7 protein-coding genes are annotated in these 5126 nt (G+C 46.1%); 3 read left to right on the forward strand and 4 right to left on the reverse strand.

Annotated features, from left to right (window positions below):
* Window positions 1-118 precede the first annotated feature (118 nt).
* Window positions 119-904, forward strand: coding sequence for a hypothetical protein (locus tag Q0338_RS03790; protein ID WP_298085597.1), 786 nt, complete (start codon window positions 119-121; stop codon window positions 902-904).
* A 47-nt stretch (window positions 905-951) separates the two neighbouring features.
* Here Q0338_RS03790 and Q0338_RS03795 read toward each other — a convergent pair whose 3' ends face one another.
* Complete coding sequence (locus Q0338_RS03795; RefSeq protein WP_156318385.1) at window positions 952-1122, reverse strand: hypothetical protein; 171 nt, start codon at window positions 1120-1122, stop codon at window positions 952-954.
* A 173-nt stretch (window positions 1123-1295) separates the two neighbouring features.
* On the opposite strand from Q0338_RS03795, the gene Q0338_RS03800 reads away from it, so the two are divergent.
* Window positions 1296-1541, forward strand: a complete 246-nt coding sequence (locus tag Q0338_RS03800; RefSeq protein WP_298085598.1) for a hypothetical protein — start codon at window positions 1296-1298, stop codon at window positions 1539-1541.
* Between the two features lie 59 nt (window positions 1542-1600).
* On the opposite strand, the gene Q0338_RS03805 is transcribed toward Q0338_RS03800, so the two are convergent.
* Both Q0338_RS03805 and Q0338_RS03810 read right to left on the reverse strand, forming a co-directional pair.
* Complete coding sequence (locus Q0338_RS03805) at window positions 1601-2038, reverse strand: hypothetical protein (RefSeq protein ID WP_298085599.1); 438 nt, start codon at window positions 2036-2038, stop codon at window positions 1601-1603.
* Between the two features lie 25 nt (window positions 2039-2063).
* The gene (locus tag Q0338_RS03810) at window positions 2064-2327 is read right to left on the reverse strand and encodes a hypothetical protein (RefSeq protein WP_298085600.1); all 264 of its coding nucleotides are present in this window, start codon (window positions 2325-2327) and stop codon (window positions 2064-2066) included.
* A gap of 225 nt (window positions 2328-2552) precedes the next feature.
* Here Q0338_RS03810 and mnmG point away from each other — a divergent pair, with 225 nt between their 5' ends.
* Window positions 2553-4418: a tRNA uridine-5-carboxymethylaminomethyl(34) synthesis enzyme MnmG gene (mnmG, locus tag Q0338_RS03815; protein WP_298085601.1), complete on the forward strand. Its 1866-nt coding sequence runs from the start codon at window positions 2553-2555 to the stop codon at window positions 4416-4418.
* Window positions 4419-4504: 86 nt separating this feature from the next.
* On the opposite strand, the gene Q0338_RS03820 is transcribed toward mnmG, so the two are convergent.
* Entirely contained in the window at window positions 4505-4885 is a 381-nt protein-coding gene (locus Q0338_RS03820; RefSeq protein ID WP_298085602.1) for a VOC family protein, read from the reverse strand.
* Window positions 4886-5126 lie beyond the last annotated feature (241 nt).

The following is a 5126-nucleotide window of genomic DNA, read 5'->3' on the forward strand; positions in this document are numbered from 1 at the left end:
GAGGCCAAAGCAAAGCATGAGCTTGATAAAGCTTATGAGAGGCTTTTGAAAAATGCGGGTTTAACCAAAACTGATCATAGAAGAATCTGGTAAATAAAACATAGTAAAGGAGTAAAATTTGAATACGGTAAACGAACAAACCTCAAATTTAAACAGCAACCTTCAAAACTCAAATTTGACAAATTCCAGCTCAAAGAAATTTGCAAGAGACTACGATAAAGAGCCGATAATAGTAAAAAACTATGAAAAATCATATCAGATTTTGTTAAAAATGGCGCAATTGATGATCGGACTATGCGGTGCAGTAGTTTTAAATAGTTATGACGATTATACCGACATCATAGACGCTTTAATAAGTTGTCTACCTGTATTTTTATTGATACTAATTTTTGCGCTAGGCGAATTTTATAGATATAAAAAAGAGCAACCCGTTTTAAAGATAAAAAACGGCAGTATAGATTTTTACGAAAAAGGCAAAAGAGTATTCGTATCAAAACGCGACGACTTAAGGAATTTTATTTATAAGCCGTTTTTTATCGGCAGTGAAAGACCTAGAGACTGGATTATTTGGATTGCAGTGGCGCCTGTATTTTTTTACGTCATTACGCTATCTTTGGATATAGCATATATGGTTTTTTGCATCATAGTATTCTATTTGGTTGGGAATTTACTCACCAAGTTTTTTATGTGTTTTATCTTGGGCGGAAGGAATGCTAAATTTTCATCTTTCCCTGTTATCTGCATAGACGAGCCGCATGATACCGAAGGCAGCTTTTGGGGCGTACCGCACAATAGCTATTACATGATCACGATATTTGATAAAGATACGTATAGAGAAGTAAAAGGATACTTTTTATCCAAACACGGCGTAAATATCGATGAGATAGATAAGGTTTATTTTTAAACACGCTGCCGCGTGAAAGTTAAATTTTACTTTGCGCGCGACATTCCTTAGGCCAAAGTCGCAAGCAGTGCAGCTAAATTTAAGCAAAACAATGCACTCCAAAAGTCGCTCAAATTTAGCTGCAAAAATTTATCGCCGTAAAGATCGCCGTTATGCGGGCTAAATTTATGCCCGAGCGCAAAAAAATCAGAGTCGCATAAAGTAAAATTTGAGCCCAAACTACAAGCCTCGCAAGCAAATTTGAACCCAGCAAATTAACCTCTTGTCGCTACTAAATTTAATCAAAAATGCCGCATTTTCTCGTAAATTTGCCGGCCCTACTTAAGCTTTGAATTTAAATCAAAAACTCGCCGTGTTATTAATGCCAAAACCGCAAGCAAAGCGGATAAATTTGCGCAAAATAAAGCTCCTTTTCCGCATCTACTCAAATTTATCGCCGCACAAGGCCGACTCCGCCCAAAATCCTCAAAAAAACAAACCTAAAAAGCTCGCGCCGCAAAAACAGCCGAATTTCACTTCAAATTTTGCTTCTCGCACGCCTTTTTCCAGGCCTTGTTATTGTATCGATATTTTGCGCGTCAAAGTCGTCTTTGCCGATCTCGCAGGTCTTGGCGTAGTATTTCGCCGCAGTGGCTAGCTCGCCCGCCTACTCGTAGTGCTCGGCTAGATTTACGCAACCGCCTAAGGTCCCCGCTATCACAGGCTTTTTGTAAAAATTTTAACCCCTTTTGCACGTCCTCGGCGATGCCCGCGCGCTCGAGGTACATCACGCCCAAATTTGAGCAGGCGAACTTCTCTCCGCCAGCGCATATCCTCGCTCTTTATGCCATTGCCAAACACGAAAAACGATCTAAACCTATAAGGATAGCTACCGTCGTAGTCCACGATCTTGCCCGTATCGATGACGGTGTGCAGTTCGTCGGGAGACAGCAAGATCTCGTCGCGCCCCCAGCCCGTTTCAAATATAAAAATGCCCACGCCCATGCTTTTTTCGGCCCTGTCGTCTCCGCTGCCTAGATAATAAACATTTAAATCCGCGGGCGAAAATTTAACCTCATCGTTGCCGCCCCCTAGGATAAACGCCGCGTTTTCGGAGATCGGTTTTATGGTCTCGTTTTTGTCCTGCGCCGTCATAAATATCTTAGCGCCGCGGCCGTAATCAGCCCCGTTTTGTCAGGTCGCAACCTCGGCAAAAATCAAAATCCACGTCTTGCAATCTATAAATAGCCTGCATAATCCTAGGCTCGCCCAAAAACTGCACGATTTTTTGCGGGAAATAGCCCTTTTCCTGCCCGTCTTTGATAAACTCCAGCAAGGCTTGCGGCGAATTTATAGGCTCAAATTTAGCTTCTTTAGCCATAGCCAAATCAAAAGCGCCGATAAACGCTGAAACCAAAACAATACAAAAAATAAGCTTTTTCATGATTTTTCCGATGGATTAAATGTGGAGAATTTTATAATTTGGAGGATTAAATTTGAATTTAAAAGAGGGGTGGAAGGTAAATTTTGAGCAACCGCAGCTCGCTGAGACTACGGCAAAGAGAGTCAAATTTAAGCCAAATTTCCTCGCCGTCTTTCCTTAAATTTTTGTATATTTTATCTGTTTTTTGATAAAATCGCGAATTTTAAGGACAAGGAAAATTTGAATATGAACTATGATATTATCGTCGTCGGAGGCGGTCACGCAGGCATCGAAGCCAGCCTCGCCGCCGCAAGAATGGGCAAAAAAACGCTACTAATCACCATCCTAGCCGAGCAAATCGGAGCAGCCAGCTGCAACCCCGCAATAGGGGGTCTAGCAAAAGGCCACCTCGTAAAAGAGATCGACGCTCTAGGCGGGCAGATGGGGCTAACGACCGATGCCGTGGGCATACAGTTTCGCGTGCTAAACGAGAGCAAGGGCCCGGCCGTGCGAGGTAGCCGCGCTCAGATCGACATGGACCGCTACCGCGTCTATATGCGAAATTTACTGCTAAATACGCCAAATCTTGAAATCAGCCAAGAGATCGCGACGCAAATTTTAAGCTCAGACGGCGAAATCACGGGCGTAAAAACCCACCTAGGCAACGAGTATAAAACCAGCAAGCTCATCATCACGACGGGCACGTTTTTAAACGGGCTAATTCACGTCGGATTTAACAAACTAGAAGCCGGCCGCGTGGGCGAGCTAAGCGCTAAAAATCTAAGCGATAGCCTGCGCGAACTAGGTCTAGAAGTCGGCCGGCTAAAGACCGGCACCTGCCCGCGCGTGGACGCTAAAAGTATCGACTTTAGCGTGCTTGAGATCCAAGGCGGCGACGAGGATCCAAGCCCATTTAGCTTCCGCACGAGAGACTTCGCGCCTACGCAGCTGCCCTGCTACATCGCCTACACGAACGAGACCACGCACGACATCATCCGCTCAAATTTCGACAAAGCGCCGCTATTTACGGGTCAGATAGAGGGCGTGGGTCCGCGCTACTGCCCGAGTATCGAGGATAAGATAAATAGATTCGGCGACCGCGACAGGCATCATCTTTTCGTCGAGCCGCAGACGCTAGAGGCCACGGAGTACTATATCAACGGCTTTTCTACGAGCTTGCCGTATGAAGTGCAGGTCGCGATGCTACGCTCGGTCAGAGGCTTTGAAAACGCTCGCATCGTGCGCCACGGCTACGCGATCGAGTACGACTACGTCCAGCCCACCGAGCTAAAACACACGCTAGAGACCAAAAAGGCGCGCGGACTCTATCTCGCAGGCCAAATAAACGGCACGACGGGCTACGAGGAAGCTGGCGCGCAGGGACTGATGGCGGGCATAAATGCAGCGCTTGCGCTTGATGGCAAAGAGCCGTTCGTCCTGCGCCGCGACGAGGCCTACATCGGCGTTCTCATCGACGATCTAGTGACCAAAGGCACAAAGGAGCCCTACCGCATGTTTACCTCCCGCGCCGAGTATAGACTGCTGTTGCGCGAGGATAACGCCGTGCTGCGCCTAGGCGGATACGGCCGCGAGCTTGGCTTGCTAGACGAAGCGACGTTTGAGAAAATAGAAGCCATAAGGTCAAATTTGACTCGCGGGCTAGAGCTGCTAAACGGCACCGAGATCACGCCGACGAAGCGAAATTTAGAGCTTTTAGCTAGCCTTGACGAGGAGATAATCAGCCAAAATTTGACCCTGCAAAAAATCGTCGCCAGAAAGAGCTTCACGGGCGAAAAGCTGCGCAAGCTAGATCCATTTTTTGAGGCGCTCGACGAAGCTAGCTTGGAGCAAATTTTGACCGAAGCCAAATACCAACACTACATCGCCGAGCAAAAAAAGCAGATCGACCGCATGAAAGATATGATGAGCGTGAAAATCCCCGAGGGCTTTAGCTTCCGCGGTATCAGCGGGCTTAGCAACGAAGTGGTCGAAAAGCTCGAGAGATTTGCCCCGCCGACGCTCTTTGCGGCTAGCGAGATCAGCGGCGTGACGCCTGCTGCGATAGATATTTTACATATTTATATAAAGATGAACGCGAGGGAGTCGCAGTAAGTCGCGATAAAACGCTATTTAGCAAGGGCGGGGCGTTAAATTTGAGGTTAAATTTAACGCTTCGCCTTTTTATAAACCCGTCAAATTTAAACGTATCTGCTAATCTCTATCAAATTTCCGTCCGGGTCGCGCACGTAGATTGAGCTTATCGCTCCAAGCGCTCCAGTTCGCGGCACGATGCCTTGCTCTACGGCGATGCCGGCAACCTCTAGCTCCTCTAAAACTAGCTCAAGCGGCGTATCCGTAAGCAAGCAAATATCGGCCGTTCCCACGTTTGCGTTTCGCGCGTTAGGCAAAATCTCCTCGCCTTTTACGTGCAAATTTATCTTTTGCGAGCCAAAAGCCAGAGCTTTGCGTCCGTTTGCGAAATCAACCTCGCGCATACCCAGTACGCGCACGTAAAAATCAAGCGTCCGTTGCAAATTTGCCACCGTTAAAACGATATGATCGATCGAAGCGATACGCATAAATTCTCCTTTTAAATCAAATTTAACCAAACATTGCTCGCCAAAAACGTCAAATTTGACGGCGTAAGTTTAAAGCTGCTCGGCGTCAAATTTTACGGTGTGGGTAAAACGCGCAAACTAAAATATAATTTAAATTTACGTCTGCTTATAGGCCGTCAAATTTAACTGACTAGGCCAAATTTACACTCAAATTTTACTCCCGAAAGCCTTAAAAAACGAAATAGTAAATGATGATTTAAAA

This window comes from uncultured Campylobacter sp. (genome assembly GCF_938018145.1).
In the GTDB taxonomy this organism is placed as follows: domain Bacteria; phylum Campylobacterota; class Campylobacteria; order Campylobacterales; family Campylobacteraceae; genus Campylobacter_A.